23 protein-coding genes, 1 tRNA gene and 1 pseudogene are annotated in these 25,527 nt (G+C 39.8%); 3 read left to right on the top strand and 22 right to left on the bottom strand.

Annotated elements, in window-relative coordinates; genetic code table 11:
- Positions 1-7: 7 nt before the first annotated feature.
- Entirely contained in the window at positions 8-3,538 is a 3,531-nt protein-coding gene (locus N774_RS0114050) for a hypothetical protein (RefSeq protein WP_024861848.1), read from the bottom strand.
- 371 nt (positions 3,539-3,909) lie between these two features.
- Here N774_RS0114050 and N774_RS0114045 point away from each other — a divergent pair, with 371 nt between their 5' ends.
- The 3 genes from N774_RS0114045 to N774_RS0114035 are packed head-to-tail and all read left to right on the top strand — an operon-like array spanning position 3,910 to position 6,098.
- Complete coding sequence (locus N774_RS0114045; RefSeq protein ID WP_024861847.1) at positions 3,910-4,212, top strand: hypothetical protein; 303 nt, start codon at positions 3,910-3,912, stop codon at positions 4,210-4,212.
- Positions 4,209-4,802 (top strand): MjaI family restriction endonuclease, encoded by a 594-nt coding sequence (locus tag N774_RS17550; protein WP_037280316.1) that lies wholly within the window; start codon positions 4,209-4,211, stop codon positions 4,800-4,802. Before N774_RS0114045 ends, N774_RS17550 begins: the two co-directional genes overlap by 4 nt.
- A gap of 51 nt (positions 4,803-4,853) precedes the next feature.
- Positions 4,854-6,098, top strand: coding sequence for an IS256 family transposase (locus N774_RS0114035; protein WP_024861852.1), 1,245 nt, complete (start codon positions 4,854-4,856; stop codon positions 6,096-6,098).
- Positions 6,099-6,302: 204 nt separating this feature from the next.
- Here N774_RS0114035 and N774_RS0114030 read toward each other — a convergent pair whose 3' ends face one another.
- From N774_RS0114030 to N774_RS0113930, 21 genes and pseudogenes are all read right to left on the bottom strand, one after another.
- On the bottom strand, positions 6,303-7,328 hold the full coding sequence (locus N774_RS0114030; RefSeq protein ID WP_037280314.1) for a DNA-methyltransferase: 1,026 nt from the start codon (positions 7,326-7,328) through the stop codon (positions 6,303-6,305).
- 131 nt (positions 7,329-7,459) lie between these two features.
- Complete coding sequence (locus N774_RS0114025; RefSeq protein ID WP_024861845.1) at positions 7,460-8,602, bottom strand: tyrosine-type recombinase/integrase; 1,143 nt, start codon at positions 8,600-8,602, stop codon at positions 7,460-7,462.
- Positions 8,603-8,700: 98 nt separating this feature from the next.
- Positions 8,701-8,985 (bottom strand): DUF960 family protein, encoded by a 285-nt coding sequence (locus N774_RS0114020; RefSeq protein ID WP_242836637.1) that lies wholly within the window; start codon positions 8,983-8,985, stop codon positions 8,701-8,703.
- 20 nt (positions 8,986-9,005) lie between these two features.
- Positions 9,006-9,326 carry a hypothetical protein gene (locus N774_RS0114015; protein ID WP_024861843.1) on the bottom strand — a complete coding sequence of 107 codons (321 nt, stop codon included), beginning with the start codon at positions 9,324-9,326 and terminating at the stop codon, positions 9,006-9,008.
- A 193-nt stretch (positions 9,327-9,519) separates the two neighbouring features.
- Positions 9,520-10,482 (bottom strand): class II glutamine amidotransferase, encoded by a 963-nt coding sequence (locus N774_RS0114005; RefSeq protein WP_024861842.1) that lies wholly within the window; start codon positions 10,480-10,482, stop codon positions 9,520-9,522.
- A 1-nt stretch (position 10,483) separates the two neighbouring features.
- Positions 10,484-10,705: a DUF4314 domain-containing protein gene (locus tag N774_RS0114000; protein ID WP_024861841.1), complete on the bottom strand. Its 222-nt coding sequence runs from the start codon at positions 10,703-10,705 to the stop codon at positions 10,484-10,486.
- Position 10,706: 1 nt separating this feature from the next.
- On the bottom strand, positions 10,707-11,798 hold the full coding sequence (locus N774_RS0113995) for an amidoligase family protein (RefSeq protein ID WP_024861840.1): 1,092 nt from the start codon (positions 11,796-11,798) through the stop codon (positions 10,707-10,709).
- A 491-nt stretch (positions 11,799-12,289) separates the two neighbouring features.
- Positions 12,290-14,917: a hypothetical protein gene (locus N774_RS0113990; RefSeq protein WP_024861839.1), complete on the bottom strand. Its 2,628-nt coding sequence runs from the start codon at positions 14,915-14,917 to the stop codon at positions 12,290-12,292.
- Positions 14,910-15,254 carry a single-stranded DNA-binding protein gene (locus N774_RS0113985; protein ID WP_024861838.1) on the bottom strand — a complete coding sequence of 115 codons (345 nt, stop codon included), beginning with the start codon at positions 15,252-15,254 and terminating at the stop codon, positions 14,910-14,912. Before N774_RS0113985 ends, N774_RS0113990 begins: the two co-directional genes overlap by 8 nt.
- Positions 15,255-15,482: 228 nt before the next feature.
- Positions 15,483-16,982 (bottom strand): hypothetical protein, encoded by a 1,500-nt coding sequence (locus N774_RS0113980; RefSeq protein ID WP_024861837.1) that lies wholly within the window; start codon positions 16,980-16,982, stop codon positions 15,483-15,485.
- 755 nt (positions 16,983-17,737) lie between these two features.
- A tRNA-Met gene (locus N774_RS0113975) sits at positions 17,738-17,814 on the bottom strand.
- Positions 17,815-17,932: 118 nt separating this feature from the next.
- Entirely contained in the window at positions 17,933-18,433 is a 501-nt protein-coding gene (locus N774_RS0113970) for a GNAT family N-acetyltransferase (RefSeq protein ID WP_024861836.1), read from the bottom strand.
- 10 nt (positions 18,434-18,443) lie between these two features.
- On the bottom strand, positions 18,444-18,902 hold the full coding sequence (locus N774_RS19265; RefSeq protein ID WP_037281040.1) for a GNAT family N-acetyltransferase: 459 nt from the start codon (positions 18,900-18,902) through the stop codon (positions 18,444-18,446).
- 30 nt (positions 18,903-18,932) lie between these two features.
- Positions 18,933-19,304, bottom strand: a pseudogene (locus tag N774_RS19995) (GNAT family N-acetyltransferase); the annotation flags it as partial.
- Positions 19,305-19,401: 97 nt separating this feature from the next.
- Positions 19,402-20,202 carry a dockerin type I repeat-containing protein gene (locus tag N774_RS0113960; RefSeq protein WP_024861834.1) on the bottom strand — a complete coding sequence of 267 codons (801 nt, stop codon included), beginning with the start codon at positions 20,200-20,202 and terminating at the stop codon, positions 19,402-19,404.
- Positions 20,203-20,283: 81 nt separating this feature from the next.
- The gene (gene hemW / locus N774_RS0113955) at positions 20,284-21,378 is read right to left on the bottom strand and encodes a radical SAM family heme chaperone HemW (protein WP_024861833.1); all 1,095 of its coding nucleotides are present in this window, start codon (positions 21,376-21,378) and stop codon (positions 20,284-20,286) included.
- Positions 21,375-21,713, bottom strand: a complete 339-nt coding sequence (locus tag N774_RS0113950) for a hypothetical protein (RefSeq protein ID WP_024861832.1) — start codon at positions 21,711-21,713, stop codon at positions 21,375-21,377. The genes hemW and N774_RS0113950 overlap by 4 nt, the downstream gene beginning before the upstream one ends.
- A gap of 1 nt (position 21,714) precedes the next feature.
- Positions 21,715-22,143, bottom strand: a complete 429-nt coding sequence (locus N774_RS0113945) for a hypothetical protein (RefSeq protein ID WP_024861831.1) — start codon at positions 22,141-22,143, stop codon at positions 21,715-21,717.
- A gap of 15 nt (positions 22,144-22,158) precedes the next feature.
- On the bottom strand, positions 22,159-23,994 hold the full coding sequence (gene lepA, locus N774_RS0113940; RefSeq protein WP_051463442.1) for a translation elongation factor 4: 1,836 nt from the start codon (positions 23,992-23,994) through the stop codon (positions 22,159-22,161).
- 89 nt (positions 23,995-24,083) lie between these two features.
- Positions 24,084-24,683: a hypothetical protein gene (locus N774_RS0113935; RefSeq protein WP_155250403.1), complete on the bottom strand. Its 600-nt coding sequence runs from the start codon at positions 24,681-24,683 to the stop codon at positions 24,084-24,086.
- 19 nt (positions 24,684-24,702) lie between these two features.
- Positions 24,703-25,416: a hypothetical protein gene (locus tag N774_RS0113930; RefSeq protein ID WP_024861828.1), complete on the bottom strand. Its 714-nt coding sequence runs from the start codon at positions 25,414-25,416 to the stop codon at positions 24,703-24,705.
- Positions 25,417-25,527 lie beyond the last annotated feature (111 nt).

Raw genomic sequence — 25,527 nt, 5'->3', positions numbered from 1 at the left:
ATTTCTATCATAAAACTTCATAACCTAACTCTGACGTAATAAAATCAGTCTTAGAATTAAAAAGATACTGTTTTGAGATTTCTCGCAATAACGAAGCTGAATGTGGAAATTCAAAATCAATATCCTCAGCTACACTATTTATAGTATCATATATTCTTTTCTGATCAGATCCGTCTTCAACTGTTCTAACAAGATTCAACGAATCATATCCCAAAACAAACCCTGTATCAATATTTCTATTACTATGGTTATCTATATATTTGAAAATAGTATTATTCTTTGTAGTAACGCCTTCATCTAACGCTCTTGACAGTATTTTTCCAATCAGCTCATAGGCTAAAGATTTGCAATCATCATTAACGTTATCAATTATAAACTGAATGAATGATCTTAAATCCTCATAGCTATCAAACGCGCATACAGGTAATTCATAGTATCTTTCGAATTCATAATCTTCAAAATACTCGTCTGATCTTTCATTAATAATTTGACATATATTCTCTGGATAATCGTAGTAGTATTTCTTTACACATTCAAATATTCTATTATTATAATTATACTTTGATAACCTAAGGCATATGATCGCATATTCTACAGAATAAAAAGAATAATTATCCAGTTCAGTAAAAAACTTTTTTATCAAATCTTGTTCTTCTAAAACAAGTTTTCCATTATTCTTATTCAATTCAATTATCGCAGATAGTATATTGAAAATAGTATCCTTGTTTTCAATTGCATTTCTTCTTTCAACACATATATAATACCATAACAATCCTTCAGGATTATATTTCATTAACTGCTCAAATTCATAATCAGAATAATCTCTCATAACCTTACCTGACCAATAAAATGATTCTAACTCTTCATCTTCTAATAATAAAGCTATTTCTTTATTATGCATATTTGATAAGATTGTTTTTTTCACTTTCTTAGACAATCCTTTTATTTTGCTATATGCTATTTGTGGCTCAATATTATCAAGAAATCCGCTTAACAAACAGTATTTTTCATTCTCAATTGCACTTCGAATTACAATTTCATAGCTATTCTTATAATTTGATTCTGCTATAAGATTCCCCCATATAGGTTCATTTGCCATTAGCTGAATCGCTGTATTTATCCTTTCTCCTTTATCTTTAGGATACATTGTATTTAAGGCAGTAATTCTATATTTGTAGTTATACTCTTCTCTTTCACGGTATTTAATATCATCATTCAGATATGGCGACTCAAGTATGGGACAATCATAATGATGCTCGTAGTACAAATACATCTTATCTTCATCCCATTTTCTTCTTTCGCTTTCTTCAATAAACTCTTCGTATAGTTTAATATAATCAGCATACTCATTTTTTTTGAGTTTTCTAAACATATATATTTTGTATCTGATGGCATAGAGTATTTTTAATTTATCAATAAATTCATATTCAGCATTTATAACTTCATTAAGAATCATCTGTATTGCCTCAATTGGGAAATAAAAAGAGCAACTTATAGTTTTTATAATATAATCAATATCCTTCTTTACTACTATTTTTCTTACTAAAGCTGAAGAAATCGCATGAACGGCTTCGTAATACTCTTTAATATTTATATCCTGTGTTTGTACTTTTGGGCTTCCAATTCTTATATGTCTAATCGAGTCTCTCTTTTTTAAAAGCTCAAAGGCTAACTCAATCCCAATGTTCTCGTCTTCAAGATACTTTAAAGTTAGTCTTTTCTTTTCGCTCAAGGTAAGATAGCCTTCATTATTCAGCAGCCAAAGCGCATCTAAAAGTGATTCCATAGGCTTACTGTTCCAAAAGTAATCAGTCTTTATCTTACATAGTTCAAACAAAAGGTTGCACGCCCTTATTCGACATTTTTTTGATGATACAAGAATATTTATAGCACTTAAAATATGAATATAATTACTTCCGTATCCAGTATAGCTGAAAATCCTTTTAATGTGGCTATTCTCAGATTTATAATCTTCCTCAAGTATATTCAAAACTAATTCTGGTTCCGCCTCAGCATATATCCTTAAAAACGATAACAATTCATCTGTATCCCAGATTTTTTTAAGAATACTATCAATGTAACCTTTAAGCGTATCACTATCTGAATAAGAATATGAATAATACAGGTAATTTAGCGATATGTTATAAATATACTTTTTCGCACTATACTTCATTTGAAATTCGTCATTATCCTTACCAGAACAGATATCTGTAATTTTTAACAAGATCTCTGTAAGTTTCTTTATTTCATTACCATAAACATCAGGCGATAACACATTCCATGTTTCTTCATAACTCACAATAGAATATATATTTTCAATTTTTTTGATTGGTGAATCGTCAAGCTTATAAAAATCGCCATATTTTGAAAGAATCCTCTCAAATTTTTCACCACTTAACAGTTCACATAAGTGTTTATCTACTTCGCTTCTAATATCGATATTTCTTAGAAATAATAATGGATAAAGGAGTTTTACATCTATATCGCTGCTCCATTTCGGAGCATATTGATTGCTTAATCCTGGAATTTTTCTAACAAGAGCAAATAATTCACCATGTGTATGATAATAATAATCTTCTAACTCATTTTCATTAATCTTCATATCTTTCAGGGCAGAAAGATACTCTTTTATCTTTAAAGGCGCTAATAATACATCTGGTTCAATACTTGTTGCCATGTTATTATAGCACATAATAGTTTTATTGCCTTCGATAAAACTCTCAATCTCCATAGGCTTTAAAAGAATAATCTTATTTTTACAAACTTCGCTCACTTTCTTATAGGAATTAACATCATTAACAACAATCACGCTATTTTTCAGATCATCTGATGCCATTATACTTGCAAGACAAAATCCAAATGAATCCATACTGGTTTTACTTTTCACTTTAATAATCTCGTTCTCACATAGAAGCTGATAAAAATCTCTCTTTTTATTATCTCTGCCATTTGTAAACAGGCTTTTAGAAAATGGAGGTTCTGTTTTTCTGGAAAATATTTCCCATGCCTTACTTACTGTAGTAAAATCTAAGCTTTCTCCTTCATATAATTTCTCAAAAAGCCAAGCTAATACTGTTGGACTTTTATTGATCCATTCACATAATACTATTGCATCATAGACTTTTACTTCTTTCCAATCATTCTTATCTGCTTTCCATTGCGTAATGGAGCACTTTTGATTATCAAATGCCCATATTTTAGGTATAACTGCGTAGTAATTAGTCTCTTTTTTGTCAAGTCCTAAAGAATTCTTTGTACGTTTCTCATAGTCAGAATTAACTTTGGATAAAGAATCACCGACGTTTCCAAATTCCCAAATACTTTTCCCAGCGTTAACATATAAAGAACCTTGCTTACATTCGACTATTCCATCAAACCCAGGAGTCCAAATATCATCGCATCCAGGAATCCTTATATATGACAAATCCGATACACTATCGATTATAAGTCTCTTAACCAATTCAGGAAGTAATCCCTGAAACTTTCGTTTTTGTTCAACGCTCAAACTTTCTAATTTGCTTGCTGTTATTACTTCCATCATTCTTCTCCCAAAATAGTATTTATAAATTAGTTTCCCTATATACTGCTATACAAAATAATTATAAGCACTCAATCTAATAACTTGGTCATCGTTAACTTGACTACTAATTGCTTATACAAATCTCTTTGCTCATATTATATATCATATTCAAATCAATTTCAATACTCCGAAAGAAATATCGCCAATTTTTGCAACGCACCATCTATGTTAAATATAATATATTAATCATATCATTTAAAATGTCCTTGCTTTTTCATATACAACAGCGTATAATATATATATGATTATAGTCATTTATTCACATAGATGATGTTATTTAATAATATCAAACTATAATACAATATCTAAATAGTAGATGGGAGAAAAAAATGATAGACAAGATCAAAAAAATCTTAGAAGAACACGTTGGAAAAAAGAACGCAATATCATCCGCTAAAATTGCTGACATTATCGGTGTTTCTGAAGACGATACTCATGTTTTTACACGTGATTTATTGTTACAAGCAGCTGAAACATATGGATTACCTTTAGCCGCCAGCAATCGAGGATATTATTTAATATCCAATGATACTGAATATGAAGAGTATATGACTTCGTTAGACAAGCGCATTGAAGGGATTAATAAAAGGAAAGATATAATCACCCAAAACTATAAGGGAGATAAAAAATGATTATTAATATAAAGAACGAAGAGCTCTTAGCGTTAAATGGAGCTGACTCTCCTGAATTTCCAAAATATACTTCTCAGTTAATAAACTGGGCAAATCAAAACGCCCAGGGTACTCGTCCTAAAGTTGTAGGTAAATTATCCGACCTATTTCCAGAGTTTGAAAACGGAACCGACGAAGTAACAATTGAAAAATGGGAAGAATGGTATTTATCAAAATATCCTAATGCTGTAAATGATGCCACCGATAAGATTTGGAAACAAATTGAAAACCTCAAGAATGCCATAGTACTTATTGATAAAGATATGGTAAAGAATTGGGTGGAGGATTTGGTTATCACCAAAACGTACAACGGGTTATACTTCCAACAAGCAATTCTTGAACGACTTTCCACAATACTTGGACTTCCTTATCGTCTTGCAACGGCAGAAGAAGAATCTAAAGGTATAGATGGATTTGTCGGAGATACTGCCTATTCTGTAAAGCCAGATACTTTTAAATCAACAAATGCACGTAGTATATCTGATGACATAAATGTGAAAATGATCTATTATACCAAAAAGAAAACAGAGTCTATCCTAAAATTTGTGTAAACCTCTGAAGTAGTGTATAATAGAAGAGACACTACTTCGGAGGTTTTAATTATGAGCAGAAGACGAAGAAATGAAACAGAAGAGCAGCGTGCAAGAAGAGAGCTGATAAGCGATTTTCTGTCGGCAGCGAATATCCAGAGCATGGATGATATTCAGGAACTGTTCAAGGAAGCACTTGCTGGATTTATGGAAGGGAGCCTTGAATCAGAGCTTGATTCTGAGCTCGGTTACGAGCCGTATGACGTTAAGAACAAGGAAACTGATAATAGCCGTAACGGTCACAGCAAGAAGACTCTTCGCACCAGTGTGGGCAAGGTGGATATCGAAGTGCCTCGTGACAGAAACGGCGAATTTGAACCAAAGATACTGCCTAAGAATCAGACAAGCATATCTCAGGATATGGAGAACAAGATAATTTCCATGTACGCCAAGGGTATGTCCACGTCCGATATCGAAGATCATATCCGTGATATTTACGGTCTGGAAATATCCGATACTACCGTCAGCCGTATCACAGATAAAGTGCTCCCTGTAGCCAAAGAATGGCAGCAGAGACCGCTTGAAAACGTATACGCAGTTGTATTTCTCGACGCTATACACTATCATGTCCGCAGCGAGGGACAGATCATCAAGAAGGCTGTATACATAGCCATAGGTGTTAATATGGACGGCAGGAAGGACGTTCTCGGTATGTGGGTAGGTGAAAATGAGAGCGCCAAGTTCTGGGCAGGCGTACTTAATAGCCTGCGTAACAGAGGCGTTGATGATATTCTTATCGCCTGCACCGATAACCTGACAGGCTTCTCTCAGGCCATAGAGGCTGTATTTCCGAAAACTGATATCCAGAACTGCATAATTCATCAGCTCAGAAATTCGAGCAAATATGTCTCTTACAAGGATATCAAGGCTCTTATGGCAGATCTGAAAAAGGTCTATACTGCAGTTGACGAGGAAGCTGCTCTGGATGCTCTTGATTCCTTTGCAGCTGCCTGGGACAGCAAATATCCAAAGATCTCAAAGTCCTGGTATGAAAACTGGCCTAATCTCAGTACATATTTCAAGTTCCCTCAGGAACTCAGAAAGCTGATCTATACGACCAACACCATAGAAGGGTTCAACCGTCAGCTGAAGAAAGTGACTAAGGCCAAGTCCGTATTTCCGACAGATGACAGCCTTTTCAAGATGCTGTATCTGGCTATGAAGGACATCACAAAAAAATGGACAGGCCGCCGTCAGGACTGGAGCCAGATCTATGCTCAGCTTGTGATCTATTACGGCGACAGGATCCCGGAATAACACTTTTATCTTGACAATCAAATAATCATGTGCTAATATGCAGATAAGACCGAATGCTTTCACAATCGGTCTCATCATACACCATTCTATTGCACTATTTTGCGTTTACACAGAATTTGGGATTGACTCAGAAAACAGGTATTACAGTCGAAATTGAAGAATAAAAGTGGACTGCTATTCTATACGAGTAGCAGTCCATTCTTATTATATGTATTCACAAGTAACTAAATCATCGCTATATACCAGATTTGAAACAGTTGAAATGTATATTGCGGTTTCTTGTTTTGTTTTAACTGGGAATCTATGTAACTCATTATGATAACACTTCTCTTTCTTTTCTTCAGGAAGAGAAGCAATAAAACTCAAGTGTGCCGAAATACGGTTATTTATGATCTTGTTAAGCTCGGTTGCAGAAATATTCAACCTTTCACGAGCCATTTTTGCGATCTCCTCGTCAATTTCTACACCTATGCTATTTCGGTGAGCAGCCATGCAAGCAAGATTAGTTGTACCAAGACCGCAAAACGGATCTAAAACTGTATCGTTTTCAGCAGAGTACATATTGACAAGTCTATATGGTATTTCAAAAGGAAAAGAAGCATTTCTGTTCCGAGCAGTTGAACTGTTCAAAACTTGTGAAGTTCCTTTTACTTCCCAAAGATCAGAGAACCAAACATTTCGTTCTTCCCAAAAGTAAGCACTTTTTTGTCTGTACTCCTTTTCTTTACCCTTAAAAGTGCGTTTTCCACCTTTACGGAATATCAAAATATATTCGTGTTCGTAAGTTACATATGCACCTGCAGGATACATTCCAGACCCCATAAATTTATTAGGTGAGTTAGATGGCTTTCTCCACAGAATATCGGGCATAACACTGTATCCAAGTGAAGAAAAGAATTCTATGATTTTTGAATGATTGGAGTAAAGCTGGAATTCTCCGCCTAAAGTTCTTGTAGCATCACCTATATTAATACATATAAAACCGTGATCGGCAAGTACCCTGTCACACTCTTTCCATGTTTCATTTAAAAGAGCGTGCATCTTAAGAAAAGAAGAATATCCATTACCTTCTTCAAAATCCTTTTTGATTGTACTGTCCTGACTAATAAACAAGTCATCCCACATTTCAATCATAGGATACGGAGGAGATGTAACTATCAAATTCACACTTCCACTGTCTATAAAATCCAACCTATTACTATTTGAGGTAATTATCTGGTGTTTAGTCATTATTATCACCTATCACTATATTATTACTATTTTATTATACTGTAAAGAACGCAAGGTGTCAACAGTCTATATTATTATTAAATAATTTATATTCCCATTAATCAATACGATATGATTAATGGGAATATCCTTTAAGCCGATGGTTTCTCAAACAAAGCTTCATCCAGTTTCTCAGCAGCTTCCTTCTCAACTTTTTTCAGTACATGGCTGTAGATATCCATAGTGACCTGATAACTTGAGTGTCCTAAACGCTCCTGTGCAACTTTCGGAGAAATGCCTAAAGATAGCATAATTGTAGCGTTAATATGACGCAGATCATGGAATCTCAGATGCTTTAAACCCTGAGTTTCAAGGAAACGGCGGAACTTTTGTGTAAAGGAGTCGCTTTTGTATGGAGAACCATCCTTCTGGCATATAATATAGTCATTACCATTAGCTTTTCTTTCTGCCTTGGTATCCTTTAGCAGAGCAAGAAGCGTAGCAGGTATCTGTATAGACCTCTTACCACTCTGAGTCTTTGGAGCTTTTGTGATTCTCTCGTTATTCACAGTAACAAGGTTCTCTTCAACTGAGAGATAGCCATTTTCAAAGTCAATATGCTTCCATTTCAGAGCAAGCAGTTCGCCACGGCGCAGTCCTATACATATCTCTATCATAAGCGGAAGATACATACTTGTACCTTTAGCGCAGTCCAACATATGCTCAACCTCCTCTATACTGTATACATCAGGATGAAATCTTTCAAGCTTCGGCATAGTAATATTGTCGCAAGGATTCTTAGGTATTAGCTCCAACATTACTGCCTTCTTCATAGCTGCTGATAAATTCAGGAATATATTCTTTATAGTCTTCGGAGCCATCGGGTTACCAGTAAGTGGAGACTTCTTCTGCAAAGAGAATACCCACTTCTGAACATCAATGTTCTTAACCTGCTGCAAATACATATCACCAAATACCGGAATAATATAGTTCTCAGTCTGGACAACATAATGCTGAACAGTAGTAGGAGAAAGCTGATCTTTAATATACAGTTCAATCCATTGATGAATAAAATCCTTTACGGTAATTTTACTATCCTTGGTAAAGGTACGATTTTCAAGCTCGTTAATGAAGTTATGCATAGCTTTCTCAGCTTCCTTCTTACTGCCTTTAACCGTCCTGTAAAAGCGCTTGCGTTTTCCTGTAGAGTACCCTGCTTCTTCCTCTGCTACTATCTGATATGTAGTAATACCAGACTTTGCTTCTCTCTTTCTTAAATGTGCTGTAAATGGCATAATATAGCCTCCTTTATAATAATCTATAACATAATGTTCGGCGTGCCATTATAAAAAAATTCGGGAACAAAATTTACTGTTCCCGAATCATTTTTTCATCAGTATTCCTCAGCTAAAAGCATGGTGGCGATGTGCTTATCCTCGTCCTCAAAGTAATCATCAATAACATAAATTTTGGCAGTTATTGGTCTTTCGACGACGGTAAGAACGTAGGTTTTGTCATACTCAGGCTGCTCAGAATAATGATGTATCACCTGCATACTGTTTTCTATTTTCAAATCAAAGACCTGGAAATAATCTTTAGGAGCAGGCATATTTGTGACAGCCTCCCAGATGAACAATTGCAGCTCTGTAGGAATGCTTTCATGTACGCCTCTGGTCATATACTTGTCTCCTTCAAACATCACAGACACCTCTTTTCTATAGCAGCCTTTGCATCGTCACTATAAGGTATGTATATATCCTCACTGTAGCCGTCGGAAGCCGCCCATACTGTATGAATCCATATTGCATTATCAAGTAATATTTCTTCAAAGAATTCAAGATACTTTTCGTTAAAGTAATCATATTCACTCTCAGAAAGAAGTCTTACAGAAAACACATCACTAAAATCACCAAGACTATATTCTTTGATAATATTAGTAACTTTCTCTGTAAGATAATCTTTAAGATTTGTCGATATTTCAATGTTTTTAAGTGCATCCAATGAATCTATCCTGACCATTTTACCTCCTCCTTTTAAACAGTGCGAGAATATCCATTGCACATGAAACGCCTCTTAGAAACAGATCAATTGCAGCATTCATATAGTTCTCGCTCTCCCATTATAGTATTCAAGTGCTATTGCAACTCCTCCGACAACAAGTGTCATAATAAGTCCTGCAACAAAGTATTCCATAATATTTTCCTCCTTTATTTTAACGCTGATACAGCGTCTTGATCTCTTCCATAGCCTGTTCAAACAGGTCATGATCCATTAACATTTCTTCGACTTCATCACTGCTGTAACCAAACTCAAAGAGTAATTCAACATCTTCTCCGTCTACGCCATAGCATCCGCAAATCATGAGAAGATCATTCTCATACTCCTTGTCAGTTTTTTCAATGCCGTACAAATCATACCAATCATAAAGACGATAACTGCCGAAGTTGTAATGTAGCTGAATATGCTCAAAGGTACTTACAGAAAGCTTGCCGTCGCTGTCGATGCGGATAATGTCACCGTCATTAACCGGCACTTCCTCACATACTCCTGCAAACTTTACAGCTTTCATAGCGGCGTTGAGTATCGCTGTTGTTGACGCATATACATACAGTCCGTACTCAGGGAAGTGAAGCAGTGTTATTGGATTATCGCCCTTGACGAGAAAAAGAGTGTTATCGTCCCGAAGTATCGTAAAGACAAAGCTGCCTGTTACTGACTCTGCCATAGCTTTTATGCTGTTACAGTCAACGATGTTTTCCTTTTCGAGAAGCTGAACGGCGATATATGTATCTGTCTCAATCTTTGTTTCCGGCAAGGCTCTTTCCCTGCGAAGCTCCCTGTCGTTATACAGAACGCCGTTATGAGCAAGTGCAAATGTGTGGTCAGTCGTTGTACCCTCAAAAGGATGATTGTTGTAGTTATTCTTTTCGCTGCCCTGTGTGGTGAATCTCGTATGACCTATGACTGCCGTTGTGTCCTTCGGAAAGTACAGTTTGACCTTATGTGCAGGCTTGGCTTTCTTGAATGTAACAATGTTTCCGTTGTTGACATAGCTTATACCTGTTGCATCCATCCCTCTGCTTTCTGCTGCTACCGACAATGCCCTGAGAAGTCTTTTCAGAGTGCCTGCTGATACTTTCTTTCCGTAGTCCAAAAATCCGAAAATTGCACACATTTCACTCAGTCTCCTTTCCAATAACCTCAAAGCTGTCTGCATCAGGACAGATACCGAGACTTCTTCCATTGTCCCATTTCATATGCAGTGTTCCCATATCGTCAACGTAAGCAACTGTTCCAGTCATTCCATCAGGCACGGGAGAATATGGATCGTCCATATGTATCAGGCGGATTTGTGTACCGACAGGGTAAGCCTTCTTGTAGTATTCAACTTTGTTCATATCACATATCCTCCTCTGCATTAACTTCATCATTGATGTACAGTCTACGCTCTTTAAGGTACTGTATCAGTTCGGGATATGTAATGTTACTTACAAGTTCCGACCATGACAGTTCTTCTAACTCGACTTGGGACATAGAAAGAGCCACATCACAGATCGTATCGACAAACTGTAATGTGGCTATAAATGTGTTGTATTTTAATGTACCTCTGAATAGGCGAAACTCAATTGTACTGTAATTGCAAAGGTTGACTGCGCTGTATCTGCCGTGATCGCTGCACTTAGCCTTTTTCAGAATCTCCTGTCCTGTCTTTTCGTAGCCGTATCTTGCCGACCAACGATTCATGTTGTAGGAGCTGCGGCGTGAGAATGTGAATATCTCATTCCAGTGCTTTTCAATCAAGAACAGTATCTTTCCGATGACTTCTTCCTGCTCAGACTGATTATCTCCGAAAGCGTTTCTGTTAACGTGTATATGCAGACCGCAGGTAGATGTCTGGTGTGAACGATAGCCCATTTTGATAGCTTCATGCATAACAGACTCCCAGTCCATATCATTCATATGATATTCAAGAGTCATAGGATGCGACACTATCTCAAAGCCGTCGTCAAGGCTTCCATCGCTCTTGATATATATATGCCCATGTCTTGTGTTTGCAGTTTCCTTGATAGTCTCAGCATTATTGTCGTCTTTACCGCCGCAGTCAACTTCAAGCTCTACTCCAAGATAGCGTTTACCGTCACCATAGAATATAGGCTCAGGCTTATAGCTGTACTCTTCTATCTCGTCATTGAATTCATCGTAACAACTATCACAGTAAGGATAGTCACCATGCCAATTTGTGTTATTGTCGTGAATGATTCTTCCACAGCATTCACAGCGGTGATAGTGATCATCATAACAAGTTGGACAAAGGGTAATATCATCGTCCTGCACTGTATCGGATATCCAGATAGTTTCATCACAGTGGTCGCAGGTAGTACAATGCTCGTCCACGCATTCCTGACATAGAAACTGATCATCTACCCATGTACCATCCTCCTCTTTGATCTCTCGTCCGCAAATGTCGCAGACTCTTACATTTTCTTCCATTTCAAAACCTCCAGTATATGTAATTTTCAATAAAGCAGGAAGTCGCTCTATCAGAATAATAATACATATCTGAAAGTTACGATTGGTACGGCTACATTTTTTACGACAATAATAGCGACGATATTGACGACAGTAAATTCCTAATTCCAAATTGATTTTTCAACATCGTCGCAATCATCAGTAATAACACTAAAAATTATAGCATTAATTTCTTCTTTGACAATAAATCTTGCAATATTTTTGACGTCATTTTTTCTAAAATTACCGTCGTTACTGTCGTCGCATCTGAAATCATTAGGTTGAATATACGAAAAATCTGGCGACAGTAATTCAAATTTACCGTCGTATCACCGACGATATCGACGGTATTCCATATTGTGTCACAAAAAAACCGGAACTTCCATAATCAGGAAGTTCCGGTTCTTTTCGCAGTATGCCTTCAGAAAAATTAACCCATCAATTCAATTAGCACAGAAATTCATACTGCAGATTCAATCGTCAGCAAGCAACTCCTCAAGCGTAGGTGAAGAAAGTTTTTCAACCTCCTTGGTTAGTTTAATATACCTATCACTTCCTCTGCCTCTCTCAAATGATATACCAGCTGCCGTTAAACTTGTGTACATAGAGTTCAATTTCCTTGATAGCGTATTTGATGTAAACTTGCCTATATACAGACGTTTACTCTCTGCAAAAGCTTGAAGTTCCTTAAGTAGCTCCTCAGCTCCACTACACCAGTATCCGCTATTTGAATTAAGGAATCGTTTAATCAATACTACAAAATCGTCTAATTCTGCACGATCACTAAGCATTTCGTTAGTGCTGTGCATATACTGGGATAGGAACTCATTATAATTCTGTCCCATAGCCTTGATCATTGCAGCACCATATACTGCGAAATCAGCCATTCGAGGCAATTCATCTATTGTATCAATCATTTCATCGACGTAAGACAAGCCGATCTTTATAGTATTTAAGATGGATCCCAATAGTTTCGGCTTTATTAATTCGAAATTATTCCATACTTGCTTATCTGTTAGGCGATGTCTTATGCGCTCAAGGTAGATAGTATTGCATCTCTCCGCCAGATCAGTCTTTTTAACAATATCATTATCAATTCCGTTGAGGATCACGTTTGTATGTAGTGAGACTTCAACTAGGTCATTATCTGTAAAAAGGCGACGTTTTGTAGCCACACCACCTGTAACTGCAATACATAATATGTCTGAAAAAGAATTTGAGATTTCCGCTATATTGTCATATGCTATGAGGTATCCGCTTGAGAGAGAAGCATACAAATCCGACTCTTTCTCCGGCATACTCATAACATCTGTGTGAGTTGGATCTACAAGCGATTTGATTTTCTTAGCTGTTGTACTCTTGCTTGTTCCTTGACCACCGGATAGCAAAAGGATAGGACTATTTACATTAGGCATGTATAAAGTACAGAGATGTGCCAAGAAGCATAGTAGATATTCATCACTTATATTAAAGCACTGCTTTACCAAATCCGGTAGTGCTGATGCAGGCGATGTAAGGTCAGGTACGGTCTGATCTACATAATTCTCACCGTAATAGAACAGAACGTCTTCACCATTATATTTTTCAATCTTCTCTGTGGAAATTGAAATAATATTTTCTCTGCTAATAGCATAGTATAGGTTTTTATCCCTATATGCTATACGACGTGAAACAGGTCTACGGATAGAGTATTTACCGTAGTTGCTTCTAAAGTTGCCTTTAAGTGTTGTAACAGCAGTATTTGAGATAATTAGGCCTTGCTGCTGAGCCTTTTGAATAATAAGGTTATCAAAGTCCATACCATCGAAAGCGAGGACTTCCTTTGTCTTATTATTTAGAACGTATTTTCTGTTGTCGTTGGAGAGGATTAAGCTTATCTCACTTGCTACACTATTGTAGATTTTTATCTTATCGTTCTCGCCGAGTATAAGGGGTAACTGCTCAATTAACGGATATTTAGCAAGCATATCATGAATTGTATGTCCGCTACAGCTATTATGAAAGCAGTGGAATGCCGTCTTACCACTTGACTCCCAGAAAACAGCGGAGCAATAACTGTTATCATGCTCAGCAAAAGGACAATCTTCAAGCTCATACTTGTAAATGGTCTTTCCGTCATTTTCAAATTCGGACTCTCTGTATACGAGGTCATAGCTATCGAGCCATGCCTTAACATCAACTATCATTGCTGTCTTCTGCTGCTCGGCAGCCTCTCTTGCCTTTATAGCCTTCTTAGACTCTTTTTTAGGTGCAAGTTCATCAATTACAGCCTGGAATTGTTCAGCAGATACTTCTCCTACTTCGTTAGGTACGCTTAGTAACTCACTCATACGATACGGACGCTCCGGTGTATTCTCACCCTTGCAAGAAGGACAGCCTATCAGCTTCGTGATACGAGCTGGATTACATACCGATGTATCAATCTCAGCGTCGACGGTGCTATATTTCTTGCTAAGTGCCTTTAGGAAGCGACTTATCAACTGCTTATGCTCTGTATCAGCAGGCATATCGATTTTATAATATATAGCACGTCCATTGCCTGTGAATGCGTAAACTGGCTTAGGGAAACCTTTGCCGCTAAGATACTTCATGACCTGTTCAGCGACTGCCTCAGCGTGCGACATTTCTTCATCTGTTGCCTGCGTTCCAGAAGGATGGTTAGGATCAGTATCAATGTACAGCCACTGATAATGATCAATATCTGCATCCTTAACACAGCTCTTGTTTGGAATTACCTTGCCGTAGTTGTGAAGGCACTGAGCATCCTGCTGAACCGCCTGTAACGTCATATATAACGGTGACTTATCCAATCCCTTAGCTGCCAATCCGCTAAAAGCAGCATCAAGACCTTCCGGCGTGTTCATTACGCATACACGCCAGCTTGGATCACCTGACTTCGGAAGGCTTCTTATCTCAAATAAGTTTCCCTTTGGAATCATAGCAGCAACAAACTTACGTACCTCTTCCCAGTTACAGGTGAGTTCTACAGGAACAGGCATTGCTACCTGTTCCTCCATGTTACTTGCTGCAAGAGCAGCATTTAACTCAGCCATTGATACTCCCGAAAGAGCGTCCATCTCATAATTATTAAATTCATTCATTTTCTTTTTCCTCCTGTGTAATATCTGATTTGTTATAGCCAGCAAAATCAACAGCATTTGCTACGATTTTTTCTGAATACTGCATATTGCCGTTCTTGTCCTTGTAGTGGTTGTTAATAAGGGTGCCGTTGATCATTATGAGTTGACCAACTTTGAAGTTTTTACCGATGAATTCTGCGGTATTGCCGAAAGCAGTCACGCTGAAAGTGTCTGTCGTTGCTTCTCCGCCGCAATAGCGGTTGTTTACAACAGTGAAGTTAATAACTTTTGAGCCCGTACTTAATTCAGTAATTGCGTTCATAGCAACTATACGGACCAGAGCATTTATTATTATCATATATATTTCCTTTCCCTCTCATCTTACTTGCAGTACTGCAGACTTTGCAAGCAAGATGAGAGAATTAATTATTATTATCGTATCGGTACCGAAGAGTTGTCTTTCAACTCTACATAGATTCTACCATATTAAACTGCATAAAAAAATGGTATTTGAAAACAATTCAAATACCTGTTAGCATAAAAAACAAAAAGCCGGAATTCTTTTCAGAATTCCGGAAAAATAATATCATCCTTTGTCATCATCTTTATTCTCAAAAGAGTATGAAAAACAAGACTTTTTTACATATTCATATAGACCATCCAGGTACTTCTCACCGCAAGATCTCTTTATGCTCTTGTAAACATTTTCGCCTTTATCATTTAATTCATCAAAACATTTTAAAATTATCTTAAAAATATCTGCTTTTTCATTAAATAAATCCCTATATATTTTTTCACGAACAAACTTCTTCATAGTAATCGTTGCATCTATTATCTTTTTAGAAAAATCATTAACCATATCACGATATAAACAAATCATAGTATGAACATCAACTTCATTTGTTCCTTTCGGAATGTCAATAGGTCTCAACGCATCAAATATATCATCTGCTTGACTTCTATCGTTTCTTTCTGTAATATGTTCCTTTAGAAAGCCATTTACCAATTCTGAAACATCGTCAATGAGTTCTTCTTGTTGCGCTTTTATGTTTGCATACATAACAAGTTCATTGAATTTGTCGGAGTTATAATCATAGCAATAATTTGTAAATGAATTTACATTATAATTATCATGATCTACTTCTTTGTACACAGAAGATAGCTTTCTAATTTTTTTTTCAACATTCACGATATAGTAATCATCAGACAAGTCAAGATTGCTATAACAGTATTTTGCTGATAATATAAGTATTCTTGAGACATCACTTGCTTTATCTAAAAAAGCCAGCAATTGATTTCCGGTTATATCTTTGAATTCACCATTCATCACCTTCATAGGAAACGAGTCTTTCGTTCTCGGCGGAAATAGAAAGTACGCAATTAATATCGCAGCCGTATCTAATTGGTAACATTTTTTTCCATTAAGCGTTATACAAATACTATCGTTACTTAAGCCTATCGATTTTAAAAATCTTTTCTTTTTCTTGTTAACATTTGTTATATGATCAGAAAAACCAGCAGAGTCGCCTTGAGTTGTAATATTGCTACAGAGGGATATTATTATTTTATTTAGCATTGAATTGCTGATATATATATCTTCAATCTTAATATGGAGTTTTGAATTAATTTCATTTATCATGTATACTTTTCTGCCATTAATATCTATATCTAATCTCTTTATTGGCACTTCGTCTTCATCAACTATTTGTGTGTTTTTAACTTTGTCTTCAACTAATTCAACTATACATGTCCTACCTAACAATTTTTCCAGATCAGGTTCCAGCTTGCCAATTTCGTTATATTGAAATGCTCCAGAACCGATAATAAAATCTCGAAACTCGTTTATACCTTTGGTATGATCACGTCGCTCAAATGTGATTATATCCTTTATAAATTCATCATCCTTTTCAATAAGTACCTCTATGATCACTGAATATGAATAATCAAAACATTGAGATTCAGCTTTTATAAACCTTTTCCTTCTAGTAATTACATCTGAAATGACACCCACATATTCTTTAGCTTTTTTTTCTTTTCCAATGTTCTCTTCGCCTTCTTTTGAAGAAGCTGCTTTGTTTTCATCCATATTTTTCCTCTCCTTTTTGGGAAGCTTATTTTCGATTCAATAAGTGAAAATCATCTTATTCAGTCCAATAATGTCTAAATATATCACACTTTTTTATGTTGATCTATTAGGTCAAATGGTTCTATTACTACATATAATTATAGCTTTCCTAAAAAGAATAGTCAATTCTAAAAAAGCAATATAGAAATTTTATAATAGTTCATCACTTTTACCACAACTCAAAGAAAGATTACTTTACACAAAATATGCCATTCCCCCCACCGCAATGAATCACCGTCGTCAATGTCGTCGGCAGGAAGACTCCTTCCACAAGTCGATATTACACATAGAAAAAGAAAAAGCATACCACAAATGCCACCATATAAATTGATGACTGTGATATGCTTCATTTTTTTGATTTCAGTTTGTTTACCGAGGAAACAAGATCTTTTGTCTGTTTTGTGGAAAAGCGGCTTCAAACTATTAACCTAAGTAAACAGAATTGGTAAGGAATCTTAGGGTTCTGCACCCAAAAACTTTCTGACGACAGCAAAAAAATCTTGGCATTCTGTTCTTTTCTCGAAAAATAGCCAAATATCCAAGTCGAATCTGACGACTTACCGACGACGTATAGCAGCAAAACTATACTTGCCGACGGATTCGCCGACGAACAACCGCCAATGTGAACCTAAAGATTTCCGTGTGACAAAATGAGTGATTTTTGGCTATATACAAATAAATAACCCCAATGCTCAAGCAAGCATTGGGGTGTTTTCTGGTTGCGGCGGCTGGATTTGAACCAACGACCTTCGGGTTATGAGCCCGACGAGCTACCTAGCTGCTCCACACCGCGATATATAGTATCACATCATCTGCGACTATATTATTATATCACAGCCAGTCACAAAAGTCAACCAAAGCTGATATATTTTTTTGTTTTAACAATACCGCTGGTCACATCATAAAAGATGTCAGATATCCAGCGCCATTTCTATGCATTTCCAGTGCTCGCCAAGAACATCAAAGAATTCATCAGCACCTGCGCATTCCATAAATCCTGCTGCCTTATAGCAATTCATCGCGGCAGTATTATTCTCAAATACTCCGAGCGAAACTCGTTTTACACGCAGAACATTCGCAGCATACTCCTTTGCAAGTCCCAGCATTTCCCTGCCTATGCCCTGTCCGCGAAGGGAACTGTCAACGATAACAAATCCAAACCTCGCCTCTGCTTTCGTGCTGTCGGTATAGCAAATTATCATATGTCCGACCACACTTCCCGAATCATCGGCAGCAGAAAACGGAAAGAAAAGCCCCGTTTTTTCGCAGTTGTCATAGTGAACAGCAAGCTCATCGGGAGTTATGGGATAGTCCTCGAATCGATCGGCGCTCCACATTCTGAACTCTCTTTCGTTTTTTATCCAGCTGAGGATAGCAGATCCGTCAGCTGCTTCAAATTTTCTCAGTATCATGGACTCCTCCTCACAGCCATTGGATAAACGCAGTTTTATCGCTGCTGTTATAGCCTGCTTTTTCGTAAAAATCAAGAACTCCACTGTCCTTTGAGCCTGTCATCAGCATCATTTTATAGCAGTTCTCTTTCCGCGCCAGCTCACGAGCGTAATCAAGGCAAGCAGTAGCCAGCCCATTTCTACGATACTTAGCAGACGTGACCACATTCTCGATAAAGGCATAAGGACGCTGTCCGCGGGTAAGATTGGGGATTATTACGCAGACACATGAAGCCGCTATGCGTCCGTCCACCTCGGCAACTATGATATGGTGATCTTTATCCGAGACTATTCGCTCCCATATGGACATTACCCTATCGTCCTTTTCGGGGAACAGATTGTCGTGGAGCTCCATATACAGGCGCATGAGTCCCTCGAAATCCTTATCTGTTATCTCACGTACAACCGTCCCCGCATCAAGCTCTTTCATCATAAACACATCAGCCTTTTCATTGTCGTTGTATCTTTCAATTGGTCTGAACCCCAGATTTTCATATAATCTCAGGGCTTTTTCATAAGTCGATACTGTATCAAGAACCATTTTCTCAAAGCCCTTCTCCCTTGCGAAGCTCATGGCAGTTTCCGCAAGTCTGCGTCCCAGCCCCTGTCCTTGGTACTCCCTGTACAGGTACATGCATTTGAGCTCACAGACCTTATCGCCGAGCTTTTTCACTGCCGCAGTCCCGATTATCCTGTTATCGTCCAGCAGGCACCAGAAGCCCATAAAATTCTGCTTTATATCTGCATAAGCAGAGTGCCTGCCACCCAGCTCGAAGCTCTTCCCCGACTCTGGGAAAACCTCAGTCAGGAAACGGACTGCCGCTTCCTGCATATCAGCACTGAATTCTTTTATAACTATCATAGCTAATTCCTTACTGCATTATATTGTAAGGGCGGATAATATCCGCCCCTGTATTACTGTTTTTCAGCTATTGATCACGATCTCTCATGTACTCGACTACCATGCGTTTAAGCACACAAAGGTCAAATGTATCCAGCCTGTCGTCCTCAACTACATTGCCCAGCTGCCAGTCTGTAAGGTCGTCCGAAGCTCCGATCACCCATCTCTGGAGCATTACCACGTCTGCCACATTGAGATCACCGTCGCCGTTCACATCACCCGGCAGGATATCGTTGTACACCTTATACGTGAGCAAGCCGCTGTTCACAGGTACCTCAGCCTTGGTATCCCTTGAATTGTAGAGGTATTTAAACTCCTTGGTATTGCCGAGGTATGAGCGGTCAACATAAACTATCTGCTCAAAATTGCCCACAACAAACATGAGCTTGCTGCTTCCCGAATCATTCAGCCAGAACTCAGTAATAGAAAGACCGCTTCCGCCGTTGTAGTCGGGATATTTGCAGATATCCATGACCTTTTTCATAATTTCTCTAAAGCTTCCGCATTCTTCAATGATATTCTCGGCTTCTTCAAGAGTTATCCTGGGTGTATCAGCATCAAGCTCCCCCAGCAGTACCTTCTCCTGTCGGGTGTACTCACCCACCATTCTTTCGCCCTTTTCTCTGAGCTTCTGAAGCTCCTTTTCGTTATCGGTCACAGCAGTAGTTGTAGTAACAGCAGTCGCTTCCGCAGGCAATGTCCCCGTATACTCCTCAGTCACGGAGCTCTCCTCAGTCTCCACAGCACCTGCATTCACAGTCACAGCGGCGAAGCTGAGTCCCAGTCCTGCGCACAATGCCGCAGCAATAACAGTTTTGATATTTTTCATAGTAACACTCCTTTCGTATATGACAGGGATATCCCTTTTCTATATACACATACGGAGCTCATACCCAAAGTGTTGCAATGATCAAAATACAAGATACTCTATGACCGAATTTGACATGAGAAAGCCCTTTGGCGTCAGCCATATCCTCTCACCGTCTGTTTCTGCGTAACCGTCATTTATAAGGGGCGGCAGCTTCCTCAGTATATCCGCCTTATGCTCCTCTACATCATCAAGGAGCAGTCCCTCTTTCAGCCTTAAACGGAGCATTGAGAACTCCTCAAAGCCGCAGGGAGCTTCGTCAGTAACAGTGACCTGCTGAACATCATCTGCAATAAATGCCGCGATATCACGCTCCACTGCAAAGCGCTTCCCCTCATAGCAGGAGTGGGCCGCAGGTCCTATACCGAGGTAGTCCATGCACTTCCAGTAGCGGCAGTTATGCCTGCTCTCAAAGCCCTTTTTTGCGAAGTTTGACACCTCATACTGCATGAAGCCCCGCTTCTCCAGAAGCTCCACCATTCCAAGATACAGCTCCGCAGTATCGTCCTCGTCGGGGAGCCTGTCCCGTATCTCCGCACAATCAAAGGGAGTGCCGTTCTCGGTGTTGAGGATATAGGCGGAGATATGCTGTATTGGCAGAGCAGCCAGCTTCTCTGCGGAATACCGCATACTTTCTGTTTTCTGGTCGGGCAGAGCTATCATAAGGTCGCAGGAGATATTCTCAAAGCCTGCTTCTGCCGCTTCAAGCACAGCCTGCTCCGCACGTCGGGCAGTATGAAGCCGCCCCAGCATTTTCAGCTCCTCGTCTATCATGGACTGAACCCCTATGGACAGGCGGTTCACGCCTATACTGCGGAGCTCTTTCAGCTTCACGGCGTTAAGGGTGCAGGGATTGGCTTCAAGAGTTATCTCCGCATTGCTGTCAAGGTCAAAGCAGCTTCGTATCTCTGAGATGATACTGCCTGTCTGCTCTGCAGTAAGCAGCGACGGAGTACCGCCGCCGAAATATACCGTATCAACAGTCCGCGCCGTATCGCTGTAATGGCGTATATTACGCAGAACAGCCGCGGTGTAGTCCACGGCTGCCGAGCTTGACCAGTTCACGGAATAGAAATCGCAGTAATCGCACTTCCTGCCGCAGAACGGTACATGTATATAGATACCCAGTGTATTCATGAGTTTAAATCAATACGGATAGAGGGCATCATCTTGAAGAAAAACGCATTTGCTATCATCGGAACGATAAACATTGAAAGTATAAGTCCTATTACCATAGGAGCTTCGTGGAAAAACATCCACTCGGTGTCAATACCGTGAACAAAGATATATACTACAAAAATAAATGCTATAAGGCAGTATATGGCGCTGAATATGGTAGCACCCTTTCCGTTTACGCAGAGCTTTCCGCACTTGGGACAGGGCTTGCCCTTGGACTTCATAGTTCCCGACATCGCCTTGCTTATTGGGTTGAAGCTCTTTTCTCCGCAGTGCGGACACTTATATATACTCATATTATTCCTTTCCTTCCTCGTTATCAGCCTGCACCTGCACAGGTTCAAGCTCCTTTGCAAGCTTTGCCATTGGCACCTCTCCCGCAAGACGTGGAGTAAGTCCCAGACGTACTGCTTTCTTTTTCTTTCTGCGGTGTCTGAAAACACTGAGGAAGTCCTCGGGGTGGAGAACTATCAGCGTCAGCAGCATTATGGCAAGGGCAGCCAGAAGCTTTGTCTTTTCATCGTCTCCTGCCGCAAGTCCGAAAATAAGTATGACCGCAGCAGATACGCAGAAGCTTGTACGCGACTTCTCCCGGAGCCTTATCCTTACTGCGCGGAAAACACGTCCCGCATCTGTATTTTTCGGCACAAAGGGCTCGGCGCCCACTGTTATTATGCTTGCAAGGCAGACTGCCGCAAGCACTGTGAGAATGATATAATTTATCATAGTATTCTCCTGTTCTCAGCTGTCAAGCTTCAGAACGCTCATGAACGCCTCCTGAGGAACCTCTACAGTACCCAGCTGGCGCATACGCTTCTTACCTTCCTTCTGCTTTTCAAGCAGCTTCTTCTTACGTGAGATATCACCGCCGTAGCACTTTGCAAGAACGTCCTTGCGCATTGCCTTGACAGTCTCACGGGCAATTATCTTTCCTCCGATAGCCGCCTGTATCGGTACCTCAAACATCTGGCGCGGAATGTTATCCTTGAGCTTTTCGGCTATCTTACGGGCTCTGCCGTAAGCCTTGTCCGTATGGATAATAAAGCTGAGAGCGTCCACCACGTCGCCGTTGAGGAGTATATCCAGCTTAACAAGCTTGCTGGGAACGTAGCCCAGCATCTCATAATCGAATGAAGCATAGCCCTTTGTACGGGATTTCAGTACGTCGAAGAAGTCGTACACTATCTCGTTCAGCGGCAGCTCATAGTGGAGCTCCACACGGGTATCGTCAAGGTACTTCATATCCTTGAATACTCCGCGTCTGTCCTGACAAAGCTCCATGATATTGCCAACGTACTCCGATGGCGAAAGGATACTTGCCTTTACCATAGGCTCCTCTGCCACCTGTATGAGAGCAGGGTCGGGGTAGTTGGTAGGATTGTCGATATACTGCACCTCGCCGTTGGTAAGTGTTACCTTATAAATAACAGAGGGCGCGGTGGTTATGAGGTCAAGATTGTATTCGCGTTCAAGACGCTCCTGAATTATCTCCATGTGGAGAAGTCCAAGGAATCCGCAGCGGAATCCGAAGCCTAAAGCGATAGAGGTCTCCGGCTCAAATGACAGTGAAGCGTCGTTGAGCTGAAGCTTTTCAAGGGCGTCGCGGAGGTCGCCGTACTTGGCTCCGTCAGCAGGATAGATACCCGAGAAAACCATTGGGTTTACCTTGCGGTATCCGGGGAGGGGCTCGTCGCAGGGGTCATCGTCATTAGTGACGGTATCGCCCACCTGAGTATCGCCGATGCTCTTGATAGAAGCGGCAATGTAGCCTACCTCGCCTGCTTCAAGGCTGCCGTTGTTCACAAGGTTGGAAGCGTCCATGAAGCCTGCCTCAACAACGTTGAAAACAGCTCCCGTAGCCATAAGGCGGATATTGTCCCCTACCTTGACCTTGCCCTCTTTTACGCGGACGTATATGATAACGCCCTTGTAGGAGTCATAATAGCTGTCGAAGATAAGGGCTTTAAGGGGCTTCTCCGTATCGCCCTTGGGTGCAGGGATATCGGTGACTATCCTTTCGAGGACTTCCTCGATGTTTGTACCCATTTTCGCAGAGATACGGGGGGCGTCCATAGCGGGGATACCGATGACGCTTTCCACCTCGTTGCAGACTCTCTCGGGGTCTGCCGAGGGCAGGTCTATCTTGTTGACAACGGGAACTACTTCAAGGTCGTGCTCGATAGCAAGATAGGTGTTTGCAAGGGTCTGTGCCTCTATTCCCTGTGAAGCGTCCACCACAAGGATAGCTCCCTCACAGGCTGCAAGAGAACGTGATACCTCATAGTTGAAGTCAACGTGACCCGGAGTATCAATGAGGTTGAAGATGTAGTCCTCGCCGTCCTGAGCGGTATATTTCAGACGTACCGCACGGGCTTTTATGGTTATGCCGCGCTCACGCTCGATGTCCATATTATCGAGGAGCTGATCCTCCATGTCGCGGATAGCAACAGTCTCGGTCTTTTCGAGGATACGGTCGGCAAGTGTGGACTTGCCGTGATCTATATGCGCAATGATACAGAAATTTCTGATCTTATCGTTAGCCAATGTTTTACCTCTTTTCAAAACATAATTACTCATGATAATTATAGCAGAAAAAGCATAGCTTGTAAAGAGTTTTTTACGGCAAAAAAACGAACTCCCTGTGCTGCCGCAGAGAGTCCGTACTATTACCAGCAAAGGTCATATAAGGGCTGGAACTGATATGCGTCCTCCAGATCAAAGACATAGCAGATATTGCCGTCTGCAATACCCATATACGCCATATCCTCCGAAAACAGCAGTCTTGACGGTATATCGCCTCCGCCGTTTATCTTAACGGCAAAGAGGAACGAATCCATTGTGAAATCATCGGGAGTATCCGCTTCTTTCAGAGTATGGCTCGCAAGATAGTCCCAGACTATCTGTTTGCAGTTGTCATCGAGCTCGGTACCCCATTTAAGGTTGCTGTCTCCGCCCTCATTGCTTTTAAGGAAGATTATATCCCCTGTACTTCCGCCGCTGAGTATTTTATCAAAATATTCCTGAGATGTAGCACGGGGCGGCTCTGTTGGCGGAGCAGTTGTCACCTGCACAGTTGTAGTAGTCTCGGCAGTGGTAGTAACTGTTGTGGTCGTCGTTGTCGAAGTCGTTGTTGCTTCGGCAGTTGTAGTCACAGTTTCAGCAGCTGTTGTGGGCTCAGAGACCTCTGAGCTCTTCTTATCGCCCTTTTCGGCGCAGGCAGTAAGAGCTGCCGCGCAGAGCAATGCTATAAATATCCTATGTTTCATATAAAATCCTTCTTTCATTTTATGGGACAAGGTCATACAGGAATTGAAGCTCCTCGGGAGCTGCTGTTTTATACGTATAAAAGTGCCCGCTCGTACCTTGCCTTATGGCAAAATATTGTTTGTCATAAGAGAAGATGATTTCAAGACAGTCCCCGAGATGAGGTGTATGTCCGCTTTCGAGCCACTCCTTTTTATCCGTCATGGGAAGCCATATCAGGCTTTTTTCGGGTGTCTTGTCATGAGGCAGACCACAATCCCACAAATAATGGACTTCATTATAGTCCACTTCTTCAAATTCATGACCGATAAAATAATCATAAAGCATTTGCTTGTGCTCGTCTGTCAGCTCACCTTCAAGCGTATCATAAAACGGAGAGTTTGAAGAATTTCTTTCTTCCTCGGTAGTACTGTCATAAGTGCGTCCGTTGTAGTATTCAAGGGTATTAAATTCAAACTCATCAAACATATGTGTGGTGATTTGTCCAAGCTCAGGTCCAATTTTTTTGTCAGCCGAATTTACCGTTGTGGTCGTTGTAACTGTAGTTGCAGTTGTTGCAGTGGTAGTTTTAGCAGTTGTTGTTGTCGCCTTGACAGCTGTTGTTACAGCTTCTGTAGTTACAATAGTCGTTATCTCGGTTGTCGGTTCTGTTTCGTGAGCGTTGTCGGTTTTCTTCTCTGCACAGGCAGTAAGAGCTGCGGCACAAAGTATAGCGAGAAGCAGTGTTTTTTTCATAATATCGCCTTTCAGTAAGATTTTTTATAAAAATTATTATACCAGAAACGCCGCAGTTTGTAAAGAGTTTTTTAAACACGCCGAAAATAAAAAAGCACTTCTGCAAAACAG

The organism is Ruminococcus flavefaciens AE3010, from assembly GCF_000526795.1.
GTDB lineage: Bacteria > Bacillota > Clostridia > Oscillospirales > Ruminococcaceae > Ruminococcus > Ruminococcus flavefaciens_D.
Note: the sequence above shows the minus strand (reverse complement) of the source record. Positions and strands in the feature narration are given on the sequence as shown.

Bases quoted from the DNA above. Each gene is read 5' to 3' on its own strand.
- N774_RS0114035 (WP_024861852.1), top strand. From the start codon at position 4,854: ATGAGCAGAAGACGAAGAAATGAAACAGAAGAGCAGCGTGCAAGAAGA.
- N774_RS0114030 (WP_037280314.1), bottom strand. From the start codon at position 7,328: ATGACTAAACACCAGATAATTACCTCAAATAGTAATAGGTTGGATTTT.
- hemW (WP_024861833.1), bottom strand. From the start codon at position 21,378: ATGAATACACTGGGTATCTATATACATGTACCGTTCTGCGGCAGGAAG.
- N774_RS0113930 (WP_024861828.1), bottom strand. From the start codon at position 25,416: ATGAAAAAAACACTGCTTCTCGCTATACTTTGTGCCGCAGCTCTTACT.
- N774_RS0113990 (WP_024861839.1), bottom strand. From the start codon at position 14,917: ATGAATGAATTTAATAATTATGAGATGGACGCTCTTTCGGGAGTATCA.
- N774_RS0114000 (WP_024861841.1), bottom strand. From the start codon at position 10,705: ATGAACAAAGTTGAATACTACAAGAAGGCTTACCCTGTCGGTACACAA.
- N774_RS0113995 (WP_024861840.1), bottom strand. From the start codon at position 11,798: ATGGAAGAAAATGTAAGAGTCTGCGACATTTGCGGACGAGAGATCAAA.
- N774_RS0113945 (WP_024861831.1), bottom strand. From the start codon at position 22,143: ATGATAAATTATATCATTCTCACAGTGCTTGCGGCAGTCTGCCTTGCA.
- N774_RS0113985 (WP_024861838.1), bottom strand. From the start codon at position 15,254: ATGATAATAATAAATGCTCTGGTCCGTATAGTTGCTATGAACGCAATT.
- N774_RS0113960 (WP_024861834.1), bottom strand. From the start codon at position 20,202: ATGAAAAATATCAAAACTGTTATTGCTGCGGCATTGTGCGCAGGACTG.
- N774_RS0114025 (WP_024861845.1), bottom strand. From the start codon at position 8,602: ATGCCATTTACAGCACATTTAAGAAAGAGAGAAGCAAAGTCTGGTATT.
- N774_RS0113980 (WP_024861837.1), bottom strand. From the start codon at position 16,982: ATGGATGAAAACAAAGCAGCTTCTTCAAAAGAAGGCGAAGAGAACATT.
- N774_RS17550 (WP_037280316.1), top strand. From the start codon at position 4,209: ATGATTATTAATATAAAGAACGAAGAGCTCTTAGCGTTAAATGGAGCT.
- N774_RS0113935 (WP_155250403.1), bottom strand. From the start codon at position 24,683: ATGAAACATAGGATATTTATAGCATTGCTCTGCGCGGCAGCTCTTACT.
- N774_RS0113950 (WP_024861832.1), bottom strand. From the start codon at position 21,713: ATGAGTATATATAAGTGTCCGCACTGCGGAGAAAAGAGCTTCAACCCA.
- N774_RS0114050 (WP_024861848.1), bottom strand. From the start codon at position 3,538: ATGGAAGTAATAACAGCAAGCAAATTAGAAAGTTTGAGCGTTGAACAA.
- N774_RS0113970 (WP_024861836.1), bottom strand. From the start codon at position 18,433: ATGATACTGAGAAAATTTGAAGCAGCTGACGGATCTGCTATCCTCAGC.
- N774_RS0114005 (WP_024861842.1), bottom strand. From the start codon at position 10,482: ATGTGTGCAATTTTCGGATTTTTGGACTACGGAAAGAAAGTATCAGCA.
- N774_RS0114020 (WP_242836637.1), bottom strand. From the start codon at position 8,985: ATGACCAGAGGCGTACATGAAAGCATTCCTACAGAGCTGCAATTGTTC.
- lepA (WP_051463442.1), bottom strand. From the start codon at position 23,994: ATGAGTAATTATGTTTTGAAAAGAGGTAAAACATTGGCTAACGATAAG.
- N774_RS0114045 (WP_024861847.1), top strand. From the start codon at position 3,910: ATGATAGACAAGATCAAAAAAATCTTAGAAGAACACGTTGGAAAAAAG.
- N774_RS0114015 (WP_024861843.1), bottom strand. From the start codon at position 9,326: ATGGTCAGGATAGATTCATTGGATGCACTTAAAAACATTGAAATATCG.
- N774_RS19265 (WP_037281040.1), bottom strand. From the start codon at position 18,902: ATGAAAGAGCTTGATGCGGGGACGGTTGTACGTGAGATAACAGATAAG.